The sequence below is a fragment of the Acinetobacter sp. NIPH 817 genome (assembly GCF_000368405.1).
Taxonomy (GTDB): domain Bacteria; phylum Pseudomonadota; class Gammaproteobacteria; order Pseudomonadales; family Moraxellaceae; genus Acinetobacter.
On record NZ_KB849418.1, the window covers coordinates 284,225 to 284,817 of the forward strand.

General features: G+C 51.1%; 1 protein-coding gene. It reads left to right on the forward strand.

Annotated elements, in window-relative coordinates; genetic code table 11:
• The coding region (locus F968_RS01280; RefSeq protein WP_004789442.1) for an Ig-like domain-containing protein at window positions 1-593 on the forward strand (593 nt) is incomplete at both ends.

A 593-nucleotide genomic window follows, 5' to 3' on the forward strand; every position in this document is an offset into this window, starting at 1 on the left:
ACAGACCTAATTACAGGTACAGCAGAACCTGGCTCAACAGTCACTGTGACCTATCCTGATGGCAGTACAGCAAGCGTTGTAGCAGGACCGGATGGCAGTTGGACTGTGCCAAATCCAGGTTTAAATGATGGTGATGAAGTTACGGCAGTTACAACAGATCCTGCTGGCAATACATCAGGACCTGCAACAGGTGTCGTAGATGCGCTTGCACCGACAGTCGCTCTTAATGATCTATTAACCAATGACAGTACACCGCCTTTAACAGGTACGGTAAGTGAACCAACTGCGACTGTGGTGGTGACTGTGGATGGTGTGAACTATCCAGCGACCAACAATGGTGACGGCACCTGGAGCCTTGCAGACAATACACTGCCAGCACTCACAGACGGTCCACATACCATTACCGTGACTGCAACAGATGCAGCAGGTAATGTGGGTACAGACACAGGTATTGTGACTGTTGATACCACTGCACCAAATGCACCGGTCCTTGAGCCAATCAATGCCACTGACCCGATCAGCGGAACAGCAGAAGCGGGTTCAACCGTGACTGTGACTTATCCTGACGGCACCACAGCAACAGTTGTGGCAGG